Origin of the sequence: Actinacidiphila yanglinensis, assembly GCF_900107965.1 — a bacterium.
Taxonomy (GTDB): Bacteria; Actinomycetota; Actinomycetes; order Streptomycetales; family Streptomycetaceae; genus Actinacidiphila; species Actinacidiphila yanglinensis.
Genome location: NZ_FNVU01000004.1, coordinates 349,532 through 373,204 on the forward strand (window position 1 = coordinate 349,532; position 23,673 = coordinate 373,204).

General features: G+C 74.5%; 21 protein-coding genes and 1 pseudogene. 11 read left to right on the plus strand and 11 right to left on the minus strand.

Annotated elements, in window-relative coordinates; genetic code table 11:
• Nucleotides 1-36: 36 nt before the first annotated feature.
• Entirely contained in the window at nucleotides 37-1,005 is a 969-nt protein-coding gene (locus C4U44_RS11410; protein ID WP_103885585.1) for a MurR/RpiR family transcriptional regulator, read from the minus strand.
• Nucleotides 1,006-1,087: 82 nt separating this feature from the next.
• Between C4U44_RS11410 and C4U44_RS11415 the strand changes: the two genes are divergently transcribed.
• Nucleotides 1,088-1,423 (plus strand): hypothetical protein, encoded by a 336-nt coding sequence (locus tag C4U44_RS11415; protein WP_103885586.1) that lies wholly within the window; start codon nucleotides 1,088-1,090, stop codon nucleotides 1,421-1,423.
• A gap of 7 nt (nucleotides 1,424-1,430) precedes the next feature.
• Nucleotides 1,431-1,691 (plus strand): DUF4031 domain-containing protein, encoded by a 261-nt coding sequence (locus tag C4U44_RS11420; RefSeq protein WP_103885587.1) that lies wholly within the window; start codon nucleotides 1,431-1,433, stop codon nucleotides 1,689-1,691.
• 257 nt (nucleotides 1,692-1,948) lie between these two features.
• Here the strand turns inward: C4U44_RS11420 and C4U44_RS11425 are convergent, their stop codons facing one another.
• Both C4U44_RS11425 and C4U44_RS11430 read right to left on the minus strand, forming a co-directional pair.
• Complete coding sequence (locus tag C4U44_RS11425; protein WP_103885588.1) at nucleotides 1,949-4,498, minus strand: excinuclease ABC subunit UvrA; 2,550 nt, start codon at nucleotides 4,496-4,498, stop codon at nucleotides 1,949-1,951.
• A 96-nt stretch (nucleotides 4,499-4,594) separates the two neighbouring features.
• Nucleotides 4,595-5,827 (minus strand): MFS transporter, encoded by a 1,233-nt coding sequence (locus C4U44_RS11430; protein ID WP_103885589.1) that lies wholly within the window; start codon nucleotides 5,825-5,827, stop codon nucleotides 4,595-4,597.
• 54 nt (nucleotides 5,828-5,881) lie between these two features.
• On the opposite strand from C4U44_RS11430, the gene C4U44_RS11435 reads away from it, so the two are divergent.
• From C4U44_RS11435 to dhaL, 3 genes are all read left to right on the plus strand, one after another.
• Entirely contained in the window at nucleotides 5,882-6,667 is a 786-nt protein-coding gene (locus C4U44_RS11435; RefSeq protein WP_103885590.1) for an AraC family transcriptional regulator, read from the plus strand.
• Nucleotides 6,668-7,170: 503 nt separating this feature from the next.
• On the plus strand, nucleotides 7,171-8,178 hold the full coding sequence (locus C4U44_RS11440) for a dihydroxyacetone kinase subunit DhaK (protein WP_103885591.1): 1,008 nt from the start codon (nucleotides 7,171-7,173) through the stop codon (nucleotides 8,176-8,178).
• A gap of 50 nt (nucleotides 8,179-8,228) precedes the next feature.
• Nucleotides 8,229-8,930: a dihydroxyacetone kinase subunit DhaL gene (dhaL, locus tag C4U44_RS11445; RefSeq protein ID WP_103885592.1), complete on the plus strand. Its 702-nt coding sequence runs from the start codon at nucleotides 8,229-8,231 to the stop codon at nucleotides 8,928-8,930.
• Nucleotides 8,931-9,004: 74 nt separating this feature from the next.
• Here dhaL and C4U44_RS11450 read toward each other — a convergent pair.
• Both C4U44_RS11450 and C4U44_RS11455 read right to left on the minus strand, forming a co-directional pair.
• Nucleotides 9,005-9,664 (minus strand): annotated as a pseudogene (locus tag C4U44_RS11450) (HAD family hydrolase); the annotation flags it as partial.
• A 219-nt stretch (nucleotides 9,665-9,883) separates the two neighbouring features.
• On the minus strand, nucleotides 9,884-10,828 hold the full coding sequence (locus C4U44_RS11455; protein WP_103885594.1) for a ScbA/BarX family gamma-butyrolactone biosynthesis protein: 945 nt from the start codon (nucleotides 10,826-10,828) through the stop codon (nucleotides 9,884-9,886).
• A 119-nt stretch (nucleotides 10,829-10,947) separates the two neighbouring features.
• On the opposite strand from C4U44_RS11455, the gene C4U44_RS11460 reads away from it, so the two are divergent.
• The 3 genes from C4U44_RS11460 (at nucleotide 10,948) to C4U44_RS11470 (ending at nucleotide 13,104) form a co-directional block, all read left to right on the plus strand.
• Nucleotides 10,948-11,598: a ScbR family autoregulator-binding transcription factor gene (locus tag C4U44_RS11460; RefSeq protein ID WP_103885821.1), complete on the plus strand. Its 651-nt coding sequence runs from the start codon at nucleotides 10,948-10,950 to the stop codon at nucleotides 11,596-11,598.
• A gap of 30 nt (nucleotides 11,599-11,628) precedes the next feature.
• Nucleotides 11,629-12,309 (plus strand): HD domain-containing protein, encoded by a 681-nt coding sequence (locus tag C4U44_RS11465; protein WP_407642821.1) that lies wholly within the window; start codon nucleotides 11,629-11,631, stop codon nucleotides 12,307-12,309.
• Nucleotides 12,310-12,393: 84 nt separating this feature from the next.
• The gene (locus tag C4U44_RS11470) at nucleotides 12,394-13,104 is read left to right on the plus strand and encodes a copper homeostasis protein CutC (protein ID WP_103885596.1); all 711 of its coding nucleotides are present in this window, start codon (nucleotides 12,394-12,396) and stop codon (nucleotides 13,102-13,104) included.
• A 38-nt stretch (nucleotides 13,105-13,142) separates the two neighbouring features.
• On the opposite strand, the gene C4U44_RS11475 is transcribed toward C4U44_RS11470, so the two are convergent.
• Complete coding sequence (locus C4U44_RS11475; protein ID WP_235032022.1) at nucleotides 13,143-15,197, minus strand: HelD family protein; 2,055 nt, start codon at nucleotides 15,195-15,197, stop codon at nucleotides 13,143-13,145.
• Nucleotides 15,198-15,616: 419 nt separating this feature from the next.
• Here C4U44_RS11475 and C4U44_RS41900 point away from each other — a divergent pair, with 419 nt between their 5' ends.
• Together C4U44_RS41900 and C4U44_RS11480 are read left to right on the plus strand one after the other, a co-directional pair.
• On the plus strand, nucleotides 15,617-15,787 hold the full coding sequence (locus C4U44_RS41900; RefSeq protein ID WP_200823215.1) for a hypothetical protein: 171 nt from the start codon (nucleotides 15,617-15,619) through the stop codon (nucleotides 15,785-15,787).
• A 113-nt stretch (nucleotides 15,788-15,900) separates the two neighbouring features.
• On the plus strand, nucleotides 15,901-16,413 hold the full coding sequence (locus C4U44_RS11480) for a hypothetical protein (RefSeq protein WP_103885597.1): 513 nt from the start codon (nucleotides 15,901-15,903) through the stop codon (nucleotides 16,411-16,413).
• A gap of 22 nt (nucleotides 16,414-16,435) precedes the next feature.
• On the opposite strand, the gene C4U44_RS11485 is transcribed toward C4U44_RS11480, so the two are convergent.
• The 4 genes from C4U44_RS11485 to C4U44_RS42395 form a co-directional block, all read right to left on the minus strand.
• Entirely contained in the window at nucleotides 16,436-18,064 is a 1,629-nt protein-coding gene (locus tag C4U44_RS11485; protein ID WP_103885598.1) for a DNA repair helicase XPB, read from the minus strand.
• Between the two features lie 239 nt (nucleotides 18,065-18,303).
• Entirely contained in the window at nucleotides 18,304-18,615 is a 312-nt protein-coding gene (locus tag C4U44_RS41490; protein WP_103885599.1) for a hypothetical protein, read from the minus strand.
• A gap of 1,050 nt (nucleotides 18,616-19,665) precedes the next feature.
• Nucleotides 19,666-19,884, minus strand: coding sequence for a hypothetical protein (locus C4U44_RS41500; protein WP_160145017.1), 219 nt, complete (start codon nucleotides 19,882-19,884; stop codon nucleotides 19,666-19,668).
• 10 nt (nucleotides 19,885-19,894) lie between these two features.
• Nucleotides 19,895-20,452: a hypothetical protein gene (locus tag C4U44_RS42395; protein ID WP_235032030.1), complete on the minus strand. Its 558-nt coding sequence runs from the start codon at nucleotides 20,450-20,452 to the stop codon at nucleotides 19,895-19,897.
• A gap of 160 nt (nucleotides 20,453-20,612) precedes the next feature.
• Between C4U44_RS42395 and C4U44_RS42400 the strand changes: the two genes are divergently transcribed.
• Nucleotides 20,613-21,098: a VanZ family protein gene (locus C4U44_RS42400; protein ID WP_407642822.1), complete on the plus strand. Its 486-nt coding sequence runs from the start codon at nucleotides 20,613-20,615 to the stop codon at nucleotides 21,096-21,098.
• Nucleotides 21,099-21,131: 33 nt separating this feature from the next.
• On the opposite strand, the gene C4U44_RS11510 is transcribed toward C4U44_RS42400, so the two are convergent.
• Nucleotides 21,132-23,603 carry a helicase C-terminal domain-containing protein gene (locus C4U44_RS11510; RefSeq protein ID WP_103885602.1) on the minus strand — a complete coding sequence of 824 codons (2,472 nt, stop codon included), beginning with the start codon at nucleotides 23,601-23,603 and terminating at the stop codon, nucleotides 21,132-21,134.
• Nucleotides 23,604-23,673: the final 70 nt, after the last annotated feature.

The following is a 23,673-nucleotide window of genomic DNA, read 5'->3' on the forward strand; positions in this document are numbered from 1 at the left end:
CGGAGCCGGGTGGATCGGGGCGCGGGCCGCCGCCGGTCAGCTCGGGCGGGGTGCCCGGTGGGTGTGCCGGTGGGCCAGTGCCTCGTAGGAGGCGGACAGCGCCGGCGCGGCCTCGTCGTAGGTGCGCTGGGCGACGCCTATGAACAGGCAGTCCACGACCAGGAGCTGGCTGGTGCGGCTGGACATCGCGGCCGGCCGCAGCTCGCTCTCCCGCGAGCAGGAGGTGGTGAGCACCACGTCGGCGTACTGCGTGACGGGGCCGTCCGCCCGGCCGCTGATCGCGATGGTGGTGGCGCCGCGGTCGAAGGCGGCCCGCAGCGGTTCGATGACGTCCTGGGTGGTGCCGGAGTGGGTGATCGCCAGCGCGACGTCCCCGGGCCGCAGTTGCACGGCGTTGGTGACCGCCAGGTGCGGGTCGACGTGCGCGTGGGCGATGAGCCCGATGCGCAGCAGCTTCTGCGCCAGGTCCTGCCCGACCAGGCCGGACGCGGCGATGCCGTACACGTCGATCCGCCGCGCCACCGCCAGCGCGGCCACGGCGGCCTCCAGTTGAGCCATGTCGAGCTGGGAGGCGGTGTCGGCAAGGGTCTGCTGCTCCTCCAGCGCGAGCTTGGTGACGACGTCGCAGAGCGGGTCGTCGACCGCGATGTCGGCGGTGACGGCGGGGGCGGCGCCGGTGGCCTGGTGCGCGGCCAGCGCGGCCAGGGCCAGCCGCAGGTCGCGGTAGCCGGGGTAGCCGAGCAGCCGCGCGGTCCTGACGACCGTCGCCTCGCTCGTTCCGGTGCGGACCGCCAGGGCGGTCACGGTGAGGTGGGAGCAGCCGGCCGGGTCGTTCGCGACGGCCTCGGCGACCCGCTGCATCGAGCGGGTCATCGACGGCGCGAGGGTGCGGACCTTGGCCGCGAGGGCCCCCGGGTCGGGGGCCGTGACGGGTGCGGGCGCGCCGGGTACGCCCCGGAGGGCGCGGGCGCTCGGGGAGAAAGTTTCCTTCACGCTATAGGTCACCCTCTGAAAGGTATTTTCACCCTCCGCCCACGTCAACCCCGCCTCGCCGGGTGTCCGCCGCGACCCGCTGCACAATGGAGGGATGGAAGCCGTCCTCCACGATGCCCGTGCCCGTGTCCTGTCCGACATGAAGGCGCGCGGTGTCGCCGACGCCGAGATCGTCTCGCTGCTCGAGGACGCGCTGAGCAAGCGCCGGTGGTGGCTGGAGCAGTGGCCGCAGGGCGCGGAGTTCGTGCCGGGGCTGCTCGCCCAGGACATGCAGGACGCGCTGCTGGAGACGCACGGCCGCTGGCCGCTGTGCCCGCTGTGCGACGACCCGCACGCCCTCGCGGTGGAGCCGGAGCTCGGCGCGGACCCGCACTGGGTGTGCGAGGCGCGGGGCGAGGCGGTCGCCCCGGTCGGCGCGCTGGGGGAGTGACGCGCGGATGACGGTGTACATCGACCCGCCGACCTGGCCCGGTCACGGGCGGGTCTGGTCGCACCTGGTGAGTGATCATTCCTACGACGAACTGCACGTGTTCGCGCGGCGGTTGGGGGCGCCGGCGCGGGCGTTCGAGCGGGATCACTACGACGTTCCCTCGAGTAGTTATCTTGAGGCGGTGCGGTTGGGGGCGGTCGAGGTGGGGAGCAAGGAGCTGGTGCGGCGGCTCACCGAAGCGGGGTTGCGCCGCAGGAAGCGCCCCTGATCTCCAGGGTGTCCCTGACCCTCCGGGGTGCCCCGTCCTGCCGGTTGAGGGACCACCTGCCGGTGGCCGGTTGCTCGCGCAGTTCCCCGCGCCCCTTGGTGGTTGCCCTCTTTACACGGAGGGACCCGCACCCACAGGGGGTGGTGACCCTCTTTTCGCGGAAAGAGCCGCACAAAGCCAGGGGCGCGGGGAACTGCGCGACAAGCCACCGCGGACCGCAAGGTCCCTCGACCGGCAGGACGGGGCACCCTGGAGGGTCAGGGGCGGCCCAATTGCTTCGCCAGGTAGGGGGCGGTGCGGCTGGAGGGGGTGCGGGTGATGGCGGCGGGCGGGCCGGAGGCCACCACGCGGCCGCCGTTCTCCCCGGCGCCCGGCCCCAGATCGAGCACCCAGTCCGCGCCGGCGACGACCCGCATGTCGTGCTCGACCACCACGACGGAGTTGCCCGCGTCGACCAGGCCGTGCAGTTGCCGCATCAGCAGGTCGGTGTCGGCCGGGTGCAGCCCGGTGGTCGGCTCGTCGAGGAGGTAGAGGGTGTGGCCGCGGCGGATGCGCTGCAACTCCGTGGCGAGCTTGATGCGTTGCGCCTCCCCGCCGGACAACTCGGTGGCGGGCTGGCCGAGTCGCAGGTAGCCCAGGCCCACGTCGCGCAGCGTGCCCAGGCTGCGGGCCGCCGCGGGGACGTCCGCGAAGAACCCGGCGGCGGTGTCGACCGGCATGTCCAGCACTTGGGCGATGTTCCGCCCCCGGTAGGTGACGTCGAGGGTCTCCGGGTTGTAGCGGGCGCCGTGGCAGGTCGGGCAGGGCGCGTAGGTGCCGGGCAGGAAGAGCAGTTCGACGGCGACGAACCCCTCGCCCTGGCAGGTCTCGCAGCGCCCGGAGGCCACGTTGAAGGAGAACCGGCCCGGGGTGTAGCCGCGGGCGCGTGCCTCGTCGGTGGCGGCGAATACCCGGCGTACCGCGTCGAACAGGCCGGTGTACGTGGCCAGGTTGGAGCGCGGGGTGCGTCCGATCGGCCGCTGGTCGACGCGGACGAGGCGGTCGGCGGTCCCGGCGCCATCGACCTCCCGCACGCTCGGGCCGGCGGCGTCCGGGCCGGCCGCCTCGGGCTGCCAGGCGTCGTCCCCGTCCTCGGCCCCCGCGACCTCCTCCTCGGAGGCCGCCTCGCCGTCCGGGTGCAGCCGCGCCTCGACCACCTCCGCCAGCACCTGGCTGACCAGTGTCGACTTCCCCGAGCCCGAGACGCCCGTCACCGCGGTGAACACCCCCCAGGGCACGTCCACGTCGAGGTCCCGCAGGTTGTGCCGGTTCACCCCGCGCAGCCGCAGCCAGCCGACCGGCGTGCGCGGCTCGCGCGGCCCGGGCTCCTCGGCAGCGGCGCCGGCCCCGAACAGGTACTCCCGGGTCGCCGAACCGGCCACCTCCGCGAGCCCCCGCACCGGACCGCTGTAGAGCACCCGCCCGCCGTACTCGCCCGCGCCGGGGCCGACGTCCACCACCCAGTCCGCGCGGCGCACCACATCCATGTCGTGCTCCACGACGAACAGCGTGTTGCCCTCCGCCCGCAACCGGTCCAGGACCTCCAGCAGCGGCTCCGTGTCCGCCGGGTGCAGCCCCGCGGACGGCTCGTCGAGGACGTACACGACACCGAACAGCCCCGAGCGCAACTGCGTGGCCAGCCGCAGGCGTTGGAGTTCCCCGGGCGAGAGCGTCGGGGCGGCGCGGTCCATGCCGAGGTAGCCCAGGCCCAGACGGACCAGTACACCGATCCGCGCCACCAGGTCACCGGCCAGGGACACCGTGGCCTCGCCGGAACCGGCCCGGGCGTCCTCCGGGTCGGTCGCGGCCGCGCCGGCCGCCTTGCGCAGCACCTCGGCCAGGTCGGAGAGCGGCATCCGGGCCAACTCGGCGATGTCGTACCCCGCGAAGGTGACCGCCAGCGCCTCCGGCCGCAGCCGCTTGCCGCCGCACACCGGGCACACCGCGCTCTCCAGGTGCCGCATCACGCGGCGCCGGGTCGCGGCGCTCTTCGACTCGGAGAAGGCGCGCATCACGTACCGCCGCGCGCTCATGAACCGGCCCTCGTACGGCCGTTGGATGCGGCCGGCCTCCCGTACCGGGTGCACCGTGACCACCGGCTGCTCGTCGCTGAAGAGGATCCAGTCCCGGTCCTCCTGCGGCAGTTCCCGCCACGGCCGGTCGATGTCGTAGCCGAGCGCGTCCAGCACGTCGCGCAGGTTCTTCCCCTGCCACGCACCCGGCCAGGCGGCGATCGCGTGCTCGCGGATGCTCAGCGACGGGTCGGGGACGAGCGAGGACTCGGTGACCCGGTGCACGGCGCCCAGGCCGTGGCACTCCGGGCACGCGCCGATCGCGGTGTTGGGCGAGAACGCGTCCGAGTCCAGCCGCCCGGTGGTGCCCGGAGGATAGGTCCCGGCGCGGGAGAAGAGCATCCGCAGCAGGTTCGACAGGGTGGTCACGGTGCCGACGGACGAGCGCGAGCCGGGTGTGCCGCGCCGCTGCTGGAGCGCGACGGCCGGCGGCAGCCCGGTGATCTCCTCCACCTTCGGCGCGCCCACCTGCTGGATCAACCGGCGGGCGTACGGCGCGACCGACTCGAAATAGCGCCGCTGGGCCTCGGCGTAGAGGGTGCCGAACGCCAGCGACGACTTGCCCGAACCGGAGACCCCGGTGAACACGGTCAGCGCGTCACGGGGGACGTCGACGTCCACCGCGGCCAGGTTGTGCACCCGCGCGCCCCTGACCCGCACGAACGGGTCCGAGGCGCCCTGGTGATCATTGCCCACGGCTCAACTCTGCCACCGGCGGTACGGCTGTCAAGGCGGGTGCCGCGCGCCCCCGGACCGCCCAGGTCTCAGCGAGGCCGTCACCCGGGCGACCGGTCAGCCGGGCCGATGAGGCGACGGCTCGGGCAGCAGCAGGCCCAGCGCCAGGGCCAGCGGCGGGATGACGAGGAGGGACGCGAGGGCGCCGCGCGGCCCGTGGGCGGAGGCGATGAGGCCGAGGACGGGGGAGAGCAGGCCGCCGACGCTGACCCCGAGCCCGAGGGTGACGCCCGCGGCCGTGCCGGGGCGGGTCGGGAGGTAGTCCTGGCCGAGCTTGACCAGCACCGCGAAGGGCAGGTTGAGGCAGGCGCCGGTGAGGACCGCGAAGAGCAGCGGGGCCACGGCGCCCGGGGTGAGCAGCAGCCCCGCCAGCATGGGCAGGGCGAGGGCGCCCCCGATCTGCACGGTGCGGACCATGCCGATCCGGTCCGCGATCCGCCCGCCCAGCAGGGTGCCGCCGACGCCGCCCGCGAGGAACCCGGTCAGCGCGGCCCCGGCCAGCCCCCGGGAGGCGTGCAGGTGCCGGATCCAGTACAGCTCGATGAACGTGTTGACGCCGAAGAAGGCCACCGAGCGCACCACTTCGACACCGGTCAGCACCGCGAACGGCCCCCAGCGGTCCGTCCCGTCGCGGACCGCCCGCGCCCCGGGTACGGCCTGCCGGCGGCGGTGGCGCAGCAGGACGAACGCGGTCAGCACGGCCGGCGGGACGAACAGCGCGGTCGCGCCGACCCCCCAGGCGATCAGCGCGGGCGTGGCGAGCACCGGCGCCAGGAAGAAGCCGACGCTGCCACCGGCCGCGAACACGCTCATCGCGGCGGCGCTGTCCCCGGCGTCCTCGCGCGCCGACTTCCCGGCGGCGGGGTGGAACATGGCGATGCCCAGCCCCGACAGCAGGATCAGGCACCACACGGCGGCGTACGACGGGACGATCCCGGACAGGCCGAGCCCGAGCCCCGCGAGCGCCACGCCCGCCGCCGCGAGCCAGTCCAGCCGCATCCGGTCCACGGCGAGCCCGATGAACGGCTGCGGCACCGCGCTGCCGAGTGTGGCGGCGAGGGTGAGGCCGGACGCGGCGACGTAGCCGTAGTGCCGGTCCAGGACGAAGTACGGCACGCTCGCCGGGACCAGGCCCTGGTAGAGGTCGTCGACGGCGTGGGCGATACCCCACACGCGCATCCGCCGCCAGGTGGAGCGGGCGGGAGTGGGCTGTGACTCCGGCGGTTCCGGCGGGTCCGGCGGGCCGGAGGAGCCGGGCCGCGGTGCGGCCGGATCGGCGAACTGGGTCATACCGGCAGCCTGCCGAGTGGGCAGGATGGTCGGCTACCGATAATCTGTCTCGTGATGCCGACAACCCGCCAATCGGCCACCGACCCGCCCGCGCCGCGCCAACGGCTCGACGGCCCCACCCACCGCGCGCTGGTCCACCGCGAGGTGATCGACTGGCACCACCACGACGAGCACCAGCTCATCCACCCCAGCAGGGGCGTGCTGCGGGTCTCGACGCCGCTCGGCGACTGGGTGGTGCCGCCGTACCGCGCGGTGTGGATCCCGGCGGGGGTGCCGCACGCGCACCAGGCGCACGGGCCCACCGACATGCGCACGCTGTCCTTCGCGCCCGCGCGTGACCCGCTCGGCGCCGACCAGCCCACCGTCCTCGCGGTGAGCCCGCTGCTGCGCGAGCTGATCGTCGCCCTCACGGAGGAGCCCGGCCCCGGGCGGCCCCCGTACACCCCGGTCCAGCGCGGCGATCTCGAACGGGTCGCCCTGGACCAGCTGCGGCGGGTGGACGCGCTTCCGTTGCATCTCCCGGCGCCCGCGGACGACCGGCTGCGGGCCGTCGCCGCGCTGCTGCAGGCGGACCCGGCGGACGAGCGGTCCCTCGCGGAGCTGGGCGCGGCGGTGGGGGCGGGGGAGCGGACGCTCAGCCGGTTGTTCCGGCGCGAGCTGGGGATGACGTTTCCGCAGTGGCGCACCCAGTTGCGGCTGCACCACGCCTTCACCCTTCTCGCCGCCGGGCGGTCGGTCACCTCCACGGGGAGCGCCTGCGGCTATGCGAATGCGAGTGCGTTCATCGAGGCGTTCCGGCACGCGTTCGGCACGACCCCCGGCCGTCTCCGCGCCCCCTGATCTTGCGGTTCGCGGTGGCCCGGACCCACCCGCCTGCCCCGTCCTGCCGGTTGCGGGACCTTGCGGTCCGCGGTGGTCCCTGACCCCCCGGGCTGCCCCGTCCTGCCGGTTGCGGGACCACCTGCCGGTGGCCTGCTGAGCGCGCAGTTCCCCGCGCCCCTGGGTATGTGCGGGTTCTTCCGCGGCCCCCCGCCTGCCCCGTCCCGCCGTCACGGGACCTTGCGGTCCGGCCGTGGTTGTTCGCGCAGTTCCCCGCGCCCCTTGGTGGTTGCCCTCCTTTCGCGGAGGAGCCGCACATACCAGGGGCGCGGGGAACTGCGCGACAAGCCACGACGGGCCGGCGGCCGAGGACGAACCAGCACCACCCCCAGGGGCGCGGGGAACTGCGCGACAAGCCATCCACCGGCAGGTGGTCCCGGGCCGGGCAGGACCGGGCAGGCGGGCGGGTCCGGTTGCCGTGGTCCCGGGGACCACTCAGCATGAGGGGACTGGGAGGTCGTCTCATGGGCCTTTACTTTGCGAACGTGGCCGACGAACTGGTGGGGGACGCACTGGCCGGCTTCGCCCGGGCGCACGCGGGGGACGTGCGCTGGGACGAGCGCGACGGCTACGTCCGAGCGCTGAAGCCGGCGCCGACCCGCCGGGTCGGCCTCGTCTCCGGCGGCGGCTCGGGCCACGAGCCCCTGCACCTGGGATACGTGGGCACGGGCATGCTGGACGCCGCCTGCCCCGGCCGGGTCTTCGCGTCGCCGCACAACCGGCAGATCTTCGCCGCGTCCCGCGCGGTCGCGGGCGAGGACGGCGTCCTGCACGTGGTGAAGAACTACACCGGCGACAAGATCAACTTCGGGATCGCCGCCGAACGGCTGGCCCGCGAGGGCATCCCCTGCGGCCGCGTCCTGGTCGACGACGACGTGGCGACGGAGTCGGCCGAGATCGCGACGGGGCGGCGCGGCACCGGCGCGACCGTCCTGGTCGAGAAGATCCTCGGCGCGGCCGCGGACACCGGAATGGGCCTGTCCGACCTGGTCGCGCTCGGTACGGACGTGGTGGGCCGGTGCCGCAGCCTCGCGGTCGCCTCGGCCGCCCACACCTCGCCCGCCACCGGGCAGGCCGCCTTCGACCTGCCGGCCGGTGCCATCGAGTACGGCGTCGGCATCCACGGCGAGCGGGCCCGTCGCACCCTCCAGGAGCGGTCGCTGCGCGATCTCGCCGAGGACATGGTGGCCGCGCTGGCCGACTCGCTCCGGCTGGACGCCCGCGCGCAGGTGGTGCTCCTGGTCAACGGGCTGGGCGGAATCACCCGGTTGGAGTTGTACGCGGTGCTGAACGAGGTGACGCGGCTGCTGGACAAGCGCGGCGCGAGCACCGTACGCACCCTCGTCGGCGACTTCGTCACCGCGCTGGACATGCGGGGCTTCTCGCTCACGCTGATGGCGGCCGACGACGCGACCCTCGCGTACTACGACGCGCCGGCCGACACCCCCGCGTGGTGCGGGCGGGCCGGCTGACGGCGAGACCGAGGGCGGGACCCACCGGCAGGCGACGACGGGAGGCAGCGATGCTCACACCGACCGGCACCGGAATCACCGAGTCCTCCGAACCCGAGGACTTCACCGCGTTCACCGAGGGGTGGATGCGCCGCTTCGCCGACGCCGCGACCGCGACGGAGGCCGAACTGACCGCACTCGACCAGCAGGTCGGGGACGGCGACTTCGGCGCGAACCTGGTCGCCGGGCTCCAGGCGACGGTGCGGCGGCTGGACCTGCCGGTCGGACCGCCCGCCCCCGCGCGGTCGTTGGAGGCGGCCGCCTCCGCGTTCCTCGACGAGGTCGGGGGCACCAGCGGGCCGCTGTTCGGGCTGCTGCTCCAGGAGATCGCGACCGCCGTGGCGGCCGCCCGGGACGGCGCGCCCGCCACCGCACTCGCGGCGGGAACCGGCAACGGGCTCGCCGCGATCCAGCGGGTCGGGGAGGCCGCGGTCGGCGACAAGACGCTCGTGGACGCGCTGGCCCCGGCCAGCAGCAGGCTCGACGCGCAGGCCCGCGCGGTGCCGGGCGACGCCGGTGCGGCGCTCGCCTGCGCGGCGAGCGCCGCGTGGGGCGGGGTGCGGCGGACCGCCCGCCTCACCGCCCGGCGCGGCCGGGCCAGTTATCTGGGCGATCGCGCCGCCGGTGTCCCGGACCCGGGAGCGGTCGGGATCGCGCTGCTCTTCTCCGCCGCGACGTCCTCCGTCACCTCCTTGAGGTCCCACCTGAACTGACCTGTCGCGACGGTCTCTTCCGCCGGTGGCGGGACCGTCTGCCGCTGGCCGGAGGGACGGCTGTGCGGGCGTGAGGACCAGGTGAAGATATGCGGGTCGTCGAGTGAGGCGACCCACAGGTCGACGGTCGCGGCGAGGTCCTCCCCGGGCCAGGGGCCGACGCCCATGGTGTGCAGCCCGGCGCGCAGGGCCGCCTCGATGCCGCAGGCGGAGTCCTCGACGGCGAGGCAGTCCGCGGGGGCGGCGCCGCACAGACGGGCGGCGGTGAGGTACACGTCGGGGTGCGGCTTGGGGCGGATGTCCGGCCCGGGGACCACGATGTGGTCGAAGTGGTGCCGCAGGTTCGCGGTGCGCAGGCACATGTCGACGACGTCCAGCGGGCAGTTGCTGGCGACCGCGAGAGGCGCGAACTTCGCTGCGTTGGCGACGAGTTCGGTCGCGCCGGGCATTGTCTGCGGGTCGGCGGCGACGAGTTCGCGGAAATGCGCGAGGAGGCGTTCGGTGAGTTTGCCACCGAGTTCGGGGCGGCCGGACTCGTCGGCCATCAGTTGCCCGCATTCGGTGTAGTGCAGGCCCTTGCTGCGGGCGCCGAAGCCTTCGGCCGGCGACAGCCGGAAATCGCGCAGCGTGAGGTCGCGTGCGTCCTCCCAGTGCCGCTCGGTGTCCATGAGGGTGCCGTCGCAGTCGAAGACGATGGCCGCCGGGGTCCAGAAAAAGAGGGGATGAGAGGTCATGGGGGGAGGTCCGTTCTGGAATGCCTGAAAGCGTGGCGGAGGTCGCTGTCGAGGCAGTCGACGGCCGGCCGATGCGCTGTTTTCGTCAGGCAGGCGCGGGTCCTCGACGGGGCGCGGCCGAAAAGCCCGTGCCGATAGGGGTATTCGGGGTCCCGTCAAGAACATATCGATCGTTACGCTATGGACGGGAGCATAAGGTAGTCAAGCGATTGCAATAAGTCACACCGGGTGTCGGCCGTATCCCAGGACGCCGTACGCCGTGCAGGTGGTCCCCTGCCGGATCCGGAAGACACAGGTGCGGTGGTGCGGCACCGATTCGATCCGGGCGAGCGGTGTGAACTCGGTGAAGCGAGTGGCGACCAGCCGGCCCGCGGTGGGCCGCAGCAGCGTGCCGCCGCTCGCCTCGGCGCTCGCCTGGCGGGCCGCCTCCAGCAGCACCATGCCCGGCAGGTGGTCGCTGCTGTGGTCGAAGAAGAACGGGTGGCGCGGGTCGGCCGGCTCCACCGCGAGGACGCCCGAGCGGCGGGCGATCAGGACGTCCCCGTGGCCCGCGACGGCCAGCGTGCCGGGTGCGGGGCGGCCGTGCGCGTCCGGCCGCGGGGGGTCGGCGGCGCTGCCGTGCCGGGCGCGTACGGCGGTGTAGGCGTCCGGGGCCAGGAACCGCGCACCCCCGCCGGCCTGGGCGAACTCCGTGCCGCCCGAGGAGAAGCGGACCTCCAGCCGCAGTCCGGTGACGGCGCCGTCCTCGTCGCGGCGCACCCCGTGCACGCCGATCGCGCAGGCCACCTCGGTGCCGCCGTGGCCGGCCCGCGGCTCGCGGTCGGCCATGAGGGCGAAGTGCAGGTCCCGGATCAGCAGGTGCGCCGTCGGCGCCACGCCGAAGTACCGCAGCGGCAGGTAGATGCCGAGCTGCCGGAGCGTCTCCACCACCAGCAGCGGGCTGTGCAGATCCGAGCCGTCCCGCGGGAACGTGGTGTGCGACCGCGGCCAGCAGGCCGCCGCCTCGAACCCTCCCGCGCGGTCCGGCCGTACGTCGGTCAGCAGCACCTCGGCGACCGACGACCGGTGCACCATTTCCCGGGGGACCGTGCGGGACCAGCTCAAGCCCGCGAAATCGTCCTCCCCGGAGTTCCGTCCGGACCCATCCCCGACCGAAGGATTCATACCATAAGAAGAACTCACGTCCGACTGATTCGCACGTGCGTTGCCGGGAGGATGGCGGCGATCTTCCGGCGAGGCGCTACATTTCCGTGGTCGGCGACGAAGCGGCTTTCGGAGTGAATGTGCAGGAACGAGCGGAGACAACACGCCGGTGTCTGGTGGAGGCGGCGGCCCGGCTGTTCGACGAACGCGGCTACGCCGGAACCAGTATCAGTGACATCAGCGCGTTGTCCGGGCGCACCAGCGGAGCGATCTACTTTCACTTCGGCAACAAGGAGCAACTGGCTCTCGCGGTGGTCGAGGCGCACTTCGCGACCTGGCCGCAGATGGTCTCCTCGACGCGGACGGCGGAGTCGTCCGCGTTGGAGAAACTGGTCGCGCTGAGTTTCGACGTCGCCCGCGCTTTTCGCGACGACGTCGTGGTCAGGGCGGGATCGCGGTTGTGGACCGAACGGCGCGCCATCGACGCCCAACTGCCCGCGCCTTTCGTCGGCTGGATCGACACGGTGGGTTCGTTCCTGCGGGAGGCCGCGGAGCAGGGTGAGTTGGCGGCGGGCCTCGCGCCCGAGACGGCCGCGGCCGGGCTGGTCTACGCGTTCTTCGGGATGCACACGGTGTCCGACGCGCTCGACGGCCGGGACCGGATCGAGGACCGCCTGTACGACCTGTGGTTGCTGCTGCTGGCCGGCCTCCAGGCCGAACCCGACGCCGCCGGACTGCTCGCGCGGGCGGGTGCGACACGCCCCACCTGCCTGGTCACGTCACGGGGGTGACGGGGCGCGCGGGTGGGGCCGCCGTGCACAATGATCCGCATGCCCGAGACCCCAGCCGTCGCCCACCCCCGCTACGACGCCCTGCTCGCGGAGTGGTGCGAACTGCTGCGCCGCTGCCAGGGGGACGACCCCGACGCACCGGATCCGGCGGCGTACGGACGGGAGTTGCTCGCGCGGTGGGCCGAGCCGCAGCGCCGCTACCACACCCTGGACCACCTCGTCGCGGTGCTGGCACGGGCCACCGAACTGACGGTGTACGCACAGGACCCCGACGCGGTGGCGCTGGCCGCCTGGTTCCATGACGTGGTCTACCGTCCGGACCGCAGCGAGAACGAGGAGCGCAGCGCGGTGCTGGCCGAACGCGCGCTGACCGAGGCCGGGGTGGACGCCGAGCGCGTCGCGCAGGTCGCGCGGCTGGTGCGGCTCACCGTCGACCACGACCCGGCCGAGGGCGACGCCGACGGCGAGGTGCTGTGCGACGCCGACCTGGCCGTCCTGGCCGGGGACCCGGCGGCGTACGCGGCCTATGCCGCCGCGGTCCGCGAGGAGTACGCCTTCGTGCCGGACGAGGACTTCCGGGCCGGCCGCGCCGACGTGCTGCGGCGGCTGCTGGCGCTGCCCCGGCTGTTCCGTACGCAGCACGGGTACGAGCGCTGGGAGTCGGTGGCCCGCCGCAACGTGGGCACCGAACTGGAGTTGCTGGAGGCGTGACGCGGCGCCCCGCCCGCCGTTTCCGGGGCGCGGCGCGGACCCCGGCTCTCGCGCGGGAGGGACGGGTGTGGCACCCTTGCTCATATGTCTAGACCAATCTTCGAGGTGATCGCCCTCGGCGCGGAGGATGCCGTCGCGGCGCAGGACGGCGGGGCGGACCGCCTCGAACTGGTCACCGATATGGACGCGGACGGGCTGACGCCCTCCCGGGAGACGTTCGGCGCGATCAGGGCGGCGGTGCACATCCCGCTGCGCGTCATGCTGCGCCTGTCGGACGGGTTCAGTGCCGGCGACGCCCGCGCGCTGGACGCCCTGTGCGAGGCCGCGCTCGCGCTGCGGGCGGAGGGCGCCGAGGAGTTCGTGCTCGGGTTCCTCGACGTGCGGGGCCGGGCCGACCTCGACGCGATCCACGCGGTGGTCGACGTGATCGACGGCTGCCGGTGGACGTTCCACCGCGCGATGGACCGGGCCGCCGACCGCGACGGGCTGCGCCTGCAACTCGCCGGCCTGCCCGGCCTCGACACCTACCTGACCGCCGGATCGGCGAAGGGCGTGTCGGCCGGGCTGACCGTGCTCTGCGACGAGGCCGCCCGCTCCGGCGAACCCGGCTACGAGCCGCACCTGCTGGTCGGCGGCGGGCTCCTCCTCGACCACGTGCCGACCCTGCGCGCGGCCGGGCTCAACGGCTTCCACGTCGGCGGCGCGGTCCGACCCGGCGGATGGGCCGGACCCGTCGACGTCACCGCGGTCCGCACCTGGCGCGAGGCCCTCGACTCACCCGTGGCGGTCGGCTAGCCGTATCGACCCGCGCGGTTCGTGCGGCGCCTCGACGGTCACCCGGCCTCCGCCAGGGCGCCCGGCAGCGGGGCGGCGTGCAGCACCGTCAGGCCCGAGACCGCGCGGGTGAGGCAGACGTACAGCCGGCGCAGCCCCGTCCGGTGGTCGGGCTCGGCCGACACGATCGCGGCCGGGTCGTCCAGGACCACGTAGTCGTACTCCAGGCCCTTGGCGAGGGACGCCGGAACCAGGGTGAGCCGGGCCTCCGCCGAGGTCTCCTCGCCCGGGGACAGGTGCGGCAGCCCGGCGGCGCCGAGCGCGGCGGCCAGCGCGGGGATGCGCGGGTCGGCCGCGATGAGGCCGATGGAGCCCTCGTGCGCGAGGGACTCCCGGCAGGCGGCGACCACGGCCGCGTCCAGCCCGTCCTCGGGGGCGGGGCGGACGAACAGTGCGCCGGGGGACTCGCGGACCGAGGTCGCGGGCGCGAGACCCGGGGCGATGGACGGCAGCAGCCGGGACGCGTACGCGATGACCTCGCGCGGCACGCGGAAGCCGCGGGTCAGCTCCTCGATCCGGGCCTCCGGCTTGCCCAGGTGGGACAGCGCCTCGGCCCAGGAGGACGTCGCCCACGGGGTGGTGCCCTGCGCGAGGTCGCCGAGGATCGTCGCGGAGCCGGTGGAGCAGCGCCGCCCGACCGCGCGGTACTGCATCGGCGAGAGGTCCTGCGCCTCGTCCAGCACCACGTGCCCGAGCGACCCGGTGCGCTGCACCAGGTCGGTGGCCTCGTCGATCAGCACCGCGTCGGCCGCCGACCACTTCGCCGAACCGATCCCGCGGGCCGGCTTCGCCCACAGGATCTCCTCCTGCTCCTCCGGTGTCAGCAGCCCGTCGGCGCAGGAGGCCAGGAACTCCCGGTCGGACAGCAGCCGCAGCACCGTCCTGGCCGGGTCGACCGGCGGCCAGCACTCCTTGACCGCGGCCTTCACCGCGGGATTGCGGGCGACGGCGTCCTGCACCCGGTCGTCGGGGGCCTCGCCGGACCGCTCCATCTGCACCAGCACCGCGTGCGCGATCCGCTGCGGCAGTGCGTCGCGCGCGGCGCCGTACCGGATGTCGCGGTCGGTCATCTCGCGGACGATCTCCTCCAGTTCGTAGGCCGGCACCCGCCAGCGCCGCGAGCCGCGCACCACCACGACCGGCTCCTTCGGCATGCGGATGCCGGACCGCACCGCCCGCCGCAGCACCTCCGCCATGCGGGCGTCGCCCTTGAGCCGCGCCGTCCCGGCCGGGTCGGCGCCGCGGACCTCGACGTGGGCCACCAGGTCGTCCACGGTCGCCTGCTTCACCTGGAGCTCGCCGAGCGCGGGCAGCACCTGCTCGATGTACTGCAGGAAGGACGCGTTCGGCCCGATCACCAGGGTGCCGGTGCGGGCGAGCCGCTCCCGGTGCGCATACAGCAGGTACGCCACCCGGTGCAGGCCGACGGCGGTCTTCCCGGTGCCGGGCGCCCCCTGCACGCAGACCGTGCCGGTCACGCCCGCGCGGACGATCTCGTCCTGCTCGGGCTGGATCGTGGCCACGATGTCCCGCATCGGCCCGACGCGGGGCCGCTCGATCTCCGTCTGGAGCAGCCGGCTGGAGGTGTCCGTCTCGGTCGCGTCGGTGAGGTGCTCGTCCTCGTACGCGGTCAGCTCGCCGCCGGTGTACCCGAAGCGGCGGCGCAGCCGGACATCCATCGGCTCGGCGCGCGAGGCGCGGTAGAAGGGCTGTGAGACCGGGGCGCGCCAGTCGATGACCATCGGGTCGCCCTCGGCGTCGTGCACGTGGCGCCGGCCGATGTAGAAGCTCTCGCCGCCGGCGCCCTCGGCGACCTCGGTGCCGGGCGCGTGCAGGTAGTCGAGGCGGCCGAAGAACAGCGGGGTGCCGGCGAGGTCGGCGAGGGCCTTGATGCGGACCTCGATCTCGCCGGCCAGGATCTTCGCGTTGACCCAGTTCCCGGTGACGTCGCTGATGTCGAGCGACTCCACGTCATGGCGCATGGCGCGCAGCGCCGACCGGGAGGACGCGAGGTGGGCGCGCTCGCGGGCCAGCGGGCCGGCGGGGTCCGGCACCGCGGACGAGGGCCGGTCCGCGGCACCGGACCTGGGCGCGGGTGTCGGCGAGGCGGACTGCTTTCGGGCGTGCGAGGGCACGGCTTTGCCTCCGGCTGAGCAGGGGGGCGTACGGCGTCGCGTACGCACGTGGTGGTGGCACGAGGGGCCGGCCGGTTTCCGTCCGGGCGGCGGCACTCCCGTCCGGGAGGCGGCAAGACGCGGAACTATACGCCCCCGGGTTCGGCGGCGCTAACCGTTTTCTCCCGGGTCGCGCGGTCGCGCGCCGCGGGGCCACGGCGCCGCCACCCCGATCCGCCCTCGGGGTAGCCCCCGGCCCGGACTCAGGGTCGCGGGTAGACCTGAGGGCGGAAACGGCGGCCCGGATGTCCGCCCTTCGTCCGACGCGTCGGGGCCCCTCGCGTCCTTACCGTGGAGGCATGTCCACCAGCACAGTTTCCCCAGGTCCCGCCTTCCACGGCAGCTCGGCCCTCGGTAGCGGCGAGGGGCAGCCGCGGCACGTCCTCGGCAACGCGCTGCGCGCGGTCAAGGTGTTCGTCACGGCCGCCGTCGACGTGGTGATCCTCGGCTCGGAGAGCGCGCGCCACTGAGGCGCTTGCAGCCCGTCCCGGGTTCCGCCCCCACCTACGACTGAGTAACTCAGCCGCGCCACGTGAGTACGGGCGCGGATCCGCCGCGCGGCCCGCGGCGGTCTGATGGTCGTATGACGACGACCTCCTCCTCCTCGCACGGCCGGGGCAACGACGGTCCCGAGCCCGCCCGGCCGCACCCGCGCTGGCAGGACCTCGGCGTGGTGCGCATCACCCTCCCGGCCGCGCCGGCGGCCCCCTCCGGCCCGCCCGAACCGGCCGAGCCGGACGCCGGCCCGCCCCGGCCACGCCGGGTCGTCCGCGGCCCGTCGCCCGACCCCGACCGGTACGCGTACGTGGCGCCGCTCGTCGCCAGGGTGTGCGCCGTGCCGATGCTCGCCGTCGGCGGGCTCTACACCCTGGGGTCGGGGATGGCCACGGACCCCTGCAGCGCGCACGGCTGCCAGGCGCTGGACCAGGCGCTGATCATGGGCGCGTGCCTGTTCGTCGCCGGGCTCGTCGCCCTCCTCACCAGCTGGGCGCTGCCGCGGCACCTGCGCACGGCCCGCGAGCTGACCGCCCTTGCGGCGCCGGTGCTCGCCCTGATCTCGCTGCTGATCTACTTCAACCTGCCGGCCGCGACGTAGGGCCCGGCCGGTGCGCGGACGGTCAGAGGTCGTCCGCGTCCACGATCCGGTAGGCGTAGCCCTGCTCGGCCAGGAACCGCTGGCGGTGCGCGGCGAAGTCCTGGTCGATGGTGTCGCGGGCCACCACGGAGTAGAAGCGGGCCTCGTGGCCGTCGGCCTTCGGCCGCAGCACGCGGCCGAGCCGCTGCGCCTCCTCCTGGCGGGAGCCGAACGTCCCGGAGACCTGGATCGCGACCGTCGCCTCGGGCAGGTCGATGGAGAAGTTCGCCACCTTGGAGACGACCAGCACCGACAGCTCGCCCTGCCGGAACGCCTCGAACAGCTTCTCGCGCTGGGCGTTCGTCGTCTCGCCCTTGATCACCGGCGCGTTCAGGTGCTCGCCCAGCTCGTCGAGCTGGTCGATGTACTGCCCGATCACCAGGGTCTGCTGGCCCGCGTGCTTGGCCACCAGCGCCTCCGTGACCTTCCGCTTCGAGGCGGTGGTGGCGCAGTAGCGGTACTTCTCCTCGGTCTCGGCCGTGGCGTACGCCAACCGCTCGGACTCGGTGAGGTTGACCCGGACCTCGACGCAGTCGGCGGGCGCGATGTACCCCTGCGCCTCGATCTCCTTCCAGGGCGCGTCGTAGCGCTTCGGCCCGATCAGCGAGAACACGTCCGACTCGCGGCCGTCCTCGCGCACCAGCGTCGCGGTCAGGCCGAGCCGGCGGCGGGCCTGGAGGTCGGCGGTGAACTTGAAGACCGGCGCCGGCAGCAGGTGCACCTCGTCGTAGAGGATCAGCCCCCAGTCGCGGGAGTCGAACAGCTCCAGGTGCGGGTAGACACCCTTCCGCTTCGTGGTGAGCACCTGGTACGTGGCGATGGTGACCGGGCGGATCTCCTTGCGGGTGCCGCTGTACTCGCCGATCTCCTCCTCGGTGAGCGAGGTGCGCTTCATCAGCTCGTGCTTCCACTGGCGGGCCGAGACGGTGTTGGTCACCAGGATCAGCGTGGTGGCCTTCGCCTGCGCCATCGCGCCCGCTCCGACCAGCGTCTTGCCCGCGCCGCAGGGGAGCACGACCACGCCGGACCCGCCGTGCCAGAAGCCCTCCACGGCCTGCTTCTGGTACGGGCGCAGCGCCCAGCCGGTCTCGTCGAGCTCGATCGGGTGCGCCTCGCCGTCGACGTATCCCGCGAGGTCCTCCGCCGGCCAGCCGAGCTTCAGCAGCACCTGCTTGATCTGGCCGCGCTCCGAGGGGTGCACGACCACGGTGTCCTCGTCGATCCGGGCGCCGACCAGCGGCTGAACCCGCTTCGAGCGCAGGATCTCCTCCAGCACCGGGCGGTCGGTCGTGGTCAGCACCAGGCCGTGCGCCGGGTCCTTGCTCAGCCGCAGCCGCCCGTAGCGGTCCATCGTCTCGGCCACGTCCACCAGCAGCGCGTGCGGCACCGGGTACCGGGAGTACTCGACCAGCGCGTCCACCACCTGCTCGGCGTCGTGGCCGGCCGCGCGGGCGTTCCACAGGCCCAGCGGTGTCACCCGGTAGGTGTGGATGTGCTCCGGCGCCCGCTCCAGCTCGGCGAACGGGGCGATGGCGCGGCGGCAGGCGTCGGCCTGCTCGTGGTCGACCTCCAGGAGGAGTGTTTTGTCGCTCTGGACGATCAGGCAGGACAAGGGGGGCCTCCGGCGGCTGGCGTGCGAACAGACAACTGTACTTCGCCGCGCCGGTCGGGCCGGGCGCGGCGTTGATGGGGGATGTGGTCGTGCGGGGTTGAGCCCTGTCGTCGCTGTGTGACCGCTGTGCCCGCCCTGTGGGCGATCCGCATGCGGCCGGACAGGCGAATCTGCGCGCGGCACTTGCCGCGCATACAAGATGAACAGTCGTATGTGATGTTTTCTGCCCCCATGGATCATCAGCAGACGAATCCCCCCATCGAGCCGCGCCGCCGGGGGACGTTCCGCGCCGTCGCGGCGTCCACGGCCGTCGTCGGCGCGGCAGTCATGGCCGCTGCCGGCCTGCTGCTGCCCGGCTCCCCGGCCGGTGCCGCCACCCTGGACGACGGCGGGTCGGCCGCCGCGCACGGGGCCGCCGCAGGTCCGTCGGACGCGTCCTGGCCGAACGGCAGCGAGTGGCCGCCGAAGAGCGACGTCACGTCGTCGCCCAGCGGCGACAGCGAGTCGTGGCCCAACGGCAGCCAGTGGCCGGGCGGCGACGACCCGTCCACCCCGCCCGCCGACCACGACGCCTCCGCGGCGCAGGACGGCAGCAGCTCGGCCTCCCACGACCATGACGCCTCGGCCTCCGACGAGGGCTCCGCCTCCTCGGACCAGGGCTCCGCCTCCTCGGACGAGGGTTCCTCGGCGTCGGACCAGGGTTCTTCAGCCTCGGACCAGGGTTCCGCCTCCTCGGACGAGGGCTCCTCGGCTTGGGGCGAGGGCTCGACCTCTTCGGACGAGGGTTCCGCGTCTTCGGACGAGGGCTCTTCGGCGTCGGGTCAGGGCTCGACGTCCTCGGACGAGGGTTCCTCGGCTTGGGGCGAGGGCTCGACCTCTTCGGACGAGGGTTCCGCGTCTTCGGACGAGGGCTCTTCGGCGTCGGGTCAGGGCTCGACGTCCTCGGACGAGGGTTCCTCGGCTTGGGGCGAGGGCTCGACCTCTTCGGACGAGGGTTCCGCGTCTTCGGACGAGGGGACTTCGGCGTCGGGTCAGGGCTCGACGTCCTGGGACCAGGGTTCCTCGGCTTCCGGCGAGGGCTCGACCTCTTCGGACGAGGGTTCCGCGTCTTCGGACGAGGGCTCTTCGGCGTCGGGTCAGGGCTCGACGTCCTGGGACCAGGGTTCCTCGGCTTCCGGCCAGGGCTCCTCGGACTCCGACGGGTACGGTTCCCCGACTCCGGGCTACGGCGGCTCGGGGCCGAGCGAGAGCCCCACGCCCAGCGACAGCTGCTCGCCGACCACCCCGCCCAGCACGCCGCCCACGACCCCGCCGACCACGCCTCCCAGCACGCCCCCGAGCACTCCGCCGTCCCACCACCCCGGTCACCACCCGGGTCACCACCCCGGACATCACCCTGGGCACCACCCGGGTCACCCCTCACACCACCCGTCGTCCCACCCGAGCCATCACCCCTCGCAGCACCCGAGTCACCACCCGAGCCACCAGCCGTCGCATCACCCGTCGCACCACCCGTCGCACCACCCCAGCCACCCTCCGACGACCCCGCCCACCACGCCCCCGAGCACTCCTCCGTCCCATCACCCCTCGCAGCACCCGAGTCACCACCCGAGCCACCAGCCGTCGCACCACCCGTCGCACCACCCCAGCACCCCGCCCACGACGCCGAGCACGCCCACCTCGACCCCGCCGAGCCTCCCGCACACCGGGGCCTCCGCACAGGTCGAGTGGGCCGGCGCGGCCGCCGTGGCGGTGCTGGGTACCGGTGGTGCGCTGGTGATCTTCAGCCGCAGGCGCGGGCGCCACAACTGACGCCTCACGTCTGAGGGTTCACCGATCCGACAGCCGACCGGCCGTCGTACGCCTTCCCACGGCGTACGGCGGCCGGTCGCGGGTAAGCGGCGCAGGGACAGTGCCTAATTCGAGGGGGCCGCGGTCCATGGCGCTACGAGTCCCGCGTTTCCGTGCCGATCCGTCCTCCGGATCGAGTAGCGGGGCGACCGAACCGACGACGCCGCGGAAGGCGGCTCCGAAGCCCGCGTCCAAGGCCAAGGCCGCTCCGGCGGCCAAGGCCGGAGCCAAGGCCGGAGCCAAGCCCAGGGCCACGCCGAAGAAGCCCGCGGCCGCGCCGCGGTCCACAGCCAAGGCGAAGCCCGGCGGCAAGGCGAAGTCCGCGAGCGGCGCGAAGTCCGGCGGCACGGCGAAGCGCGCGGTGAAGTCCCCGGCGAGGTCCGGGTCCGGGCGGAGCCGTACGACCGCCGCCGGGCCGGCGCCCGCGCCGCGCCGTACGCTCGCCGCATGGTGGCCGCGCTCCGGGAGGGCCGGTCCGGCCGAGCCCGAGAAGCCGACCAAAACGGCCAGGCCGACCAGGGCGGGTAGGTCGGCCACGTCGACGAAGCCGTCAGGATCCGGGAAGTCCGCGGGCCCGGGGGAGCCCCGGACGTCGCGGTGGACCCGCCGGAAGGCGGACGCGCCTTCCGCTCCCCCCGCTCCTCCGGCACCGCTGCTCCAGCGCCGTTCCGTCGCGGCTCTCGCGGCCCGGGGGCTCGTGCTCGCCGTGCTCGTCGTGGCGATGGTGGCCTTCGCGGTGGCGCTGGCCAAGGTGACGCTGGTGCCGGAGCCGGGGTCCGACGCGCTCGTGCACACCAATCTGCGCCCGGGCGCCTCGATCCGCGCCTACCTCGACCAGCCGGACACCCGCGACACCATCAAGCAGATCGGCGGCAACATCCTGCTGGGCGTCCCGTTCGGCATCCTGCTGCCGACCCTCTTCCCCCGGACCCGGGGGCTGGTGCGCGTCGTCGTGGTCACCGCGCTGGTGATGCTGGTGGTCGAGACGACGCAGGGCGCCATCGTCGAGGGCCGCGCCTTCGACATCGACGACGTCATCCTCAACACCGCGGGCGCGCTGCTGGGTTACCTCGCCCTCGGCCGCCGCCTCGGCCGGGCGCTCCACCCGCGCCGCACCCACTGGTACCACCGCTTCGGTTACGGCACGCCTCCTCCTCCGGCCCCCGGGAAGCCCGAGACCTGACCGGTGACCGGGGGCGGGCGCCGGGAAAGCGGCTCAGGAGGGGTTGTCGGTCTCGGCGAGGGTGGAGACGCCGGTGATGCGGTGCAGGGCGAACGTGCGGGTCTCGTCCGCGGTGTGGTCGTAGGCGGTGACGTACCCGCCCTCGACGCGGAGAGGGGCGATGACGCGCTGGCTGGCGGCGCCCTCGGCGTTGACGTAGCCGATCCAGAGGGACTCGCCCGTCAGGGTGGCCGCCTGCATCGTGGCGAGGGTGTCGGCGGCCGGGCTGCGGGGCAGGCCGCCGTCGTCGCGGGGGGCCGGGGTGCTGCGGCTGACGGTGGCGGCGCGGTCCCCGGCCCGGATCGCCTTGACCGCGAGGCCGAGCAGCGCGTCGTCGGGGACGGGCGGGCCGTCGGTGACGGGCAGGGGCGGGGTACGCGGTGGGGTGCGGCGGGCGTCGGGCCGGGTGATCAGGACGTCCCCGTCGGGCGATTCGGCGGCCGGGGCCAGCCCCATCGCGCGCAGCCGCTCCAGCAGGGCCGTCGGGTCGACCTGCGCGGCCAGCACGGTCGGGGCCAGCCGGCGCAGGCCGAGGCCGTTCGCCCGGCGGTCGGCGAGGAGTTCGGCCAGCACGCTGTCGTCGTCGCAGCGCAGGTAGGCGGATGCCGCGCCGACCCGCAGCGTGCCGTGCCGGCGGGCCACGTCGTCGATGAGGTAACTCAGCGGCTGGGGCACGGGCGTTCGCGAGTGGGCGGTGAGGAAGGACTGCAACTCCGCGGCGCTGCGGCCGGCGTCCAGCGCGCGCCGTACCGACGCGGGGGTGAAGCGGTAGACGGTGGCGCCGCCCTTGGACTCGATGTCGGCGAGCACGCCGAGCATCTCCGCGAGCGGGGCGACCAGCGGGCCGGGGGCCACGGCGGTGAGGTCGGCCTGGAGCAGCACGTGGTCGAGCGGCTCGGGCAGCAGCGGGCCGAGCCGGCCGGCCGCGCCGGTCGGGTCGCCGGCCAGCAGCGGGCGGGCGTGCGCGGCGAGCGCGCCGCGGCCGGTCACACCGAGCACCTCGGCGTCCAGCAGCGTCCAGTCGAGCAGGTCGGTCCGCAGCGCCTCGGCGCCCGGCCGCAACGGGCGGTTCCAGCGCAACCGGGCCAGCAGCGCGTCGCGGTCCGCGGCCGCGCCGGGAGGAAGTTCGGCCAGCAAGTCGAGGGCGGCACGGCGCACTTGGGGGGCGAGCGGCCGGTCCAGGTCCGGGCCGAGCGCGGACAGCGCCCGGCCCTTGGGGTCGCGGCTGCCGACGAGTCCGGAGGTCCGGGTGGCGGTCAGCCAGGCGGCGACGAGCGCCGACCACTGCTGCTCCGCGGGGAGTTGGGCCCATCCGTCGGCCGCCGGGGTCGGTGCGTACACCTCGTCGACCTCGCCGTCGGCCGCCACCAGCCCCGCCGCGTAGGCGAGTTCGATCCAGAAGGCGGCCTGCGGCTCGGGCAGGTCGAGGGCGGCCGCGGTCCGTTTGAGGTCGCGCACGCTGACCCCGCCGGCCCGCAGCACGGCCGGGCCGCCGGTGTCCCAGGCGGCGAGCACCTCGGCGACGGTGCGGACCGCGGTGAGCGCCTGGCCGGCCGCGGTGAGGTCGACGGTGCGGGCGGTGCGCGGCACGGATGCGATCGGCGGGGGCGCCGGTTCGGGGGAGCGGTGCGCGCGGCCGCCGCGCAGGGCGAGGGCCGCCTCGCGGGGCAGCACCACGTTCTGCGGGCCGGCGGGCAGCAGCAGTCCGCGGGCGAGCAGCCACTGCACGGCCGTCGTCGCGGCCTTCGCCCGCACCGGCACGGTCGCGTCGCGCACCTCGCCGTAGGGCGGCCCCCACACCAGCCGGTCGAGTACGGTCCGCACGCCCTCCGGCGCGGTGCCGAGCAGCGGTGCCAACCCACCTGATCCGGCGAACAGTTCGGCCAGTGCGCGGGTCGCGCTCACCGGGTCGTGGGTGGCGGGCAGGCCCGCGTCGGCCACGATCTCCTGCAACCGGGCGGGCGACATGCCCGCGGTCGCCTCGCCAACGGACGGGCCGAGCCCGGTCGCCGACGCCACGGCGGGAGAGGGGGCCAGCACGTCCCGGGCGGCGCGCACCAGCCGCAGCCGGTCCTCGCCACCCCACACCACACCGCGGGCGCGCAGCCGCTCCAGCGCGTCGGGCAGGGCGGCGGTGACGGCCGCGGCGCGGTCGGCGGGCAGCGCCTCGCCGAGGGGTGGGGCGCCGCCGGCCGCCTGCGTGCCCGCCATCAGCACGTGCAGGGCCTCGTACGTGCACGGGTCGGTGGCCACCGCGAGCGCCTCGGCGACCTGGCGGGTGAACGCGTCGACCTGGTCCAGGGCGCGCAGGACGGACGCGCGGGTGGCGGCCCGGGTGGCGAGCTGGGTGAGGTCGTTGGGCACCGGGGTGAGCAGGTCGGGCCGGGCGCGCAGGAGGCGGGCCAGCGCGTCGTCGTCACGTGCGCGCAGGTCCTCCGCAAGGGTGCGCGGCTCTGCCGTATCCATCCGTCCCACATTAGCCGCACGAGATGAGGGGGACGGGTACGGTCGTCGTGGCGGGCGGCGGTGGGGCTGA